Origin of the sequence: Pseudomonas sp. HY7a-MNA-CIBAN-0227 (assembly GCF_040310325.1) — a bacterium.
Lineage (GTDB): Bacteria > Pseudomonadota > Gammaproteobacteria > Pseudomonadales > Pseudomonadaceae > Aquipseudomonas.
Window position 1 is genome coordinate 1 of record NZ_JBEOPT010000319.1, and the last position, 243, is coordinate 243.

Genomic DNA, 243 nt, shown 5'->3' on the forward strand with positions numbered 1-243 from the left:
GTCTTTTCCATCCCAAACCCACATCGCCCGATTCCAGCAATCGCCAACCCCGCGGTCTTTGTGTGTTGCCCAAATCTCGCCATTAGAATAATCATTGCCCATGGTAGTAATTAGCTGCGAACGACGGGGTTTTGCCTTGTCAACCAGCCAATAACCATAGCCTTCGTTGTATGCGCCCTGCCAACAAATATGACTGGCTAATGTATGGGTAGCATCTACGGGTGTAAATTCCCAGTCTAGCCT

1 protein-coding gene is annotated in these 243 nt (G+C 49.4%); it reads right to left on the reverse strand.

Going from position 1 to position 243, the window contains the following annotated elements:
- On the reverse strand, window positions 1-243 hold a 243-nt coding region (locus AAEZ06_RS28090), incomplete at both ends, for a DUF1176 domain-containing protein (RefSeq protein WP_350617464.1).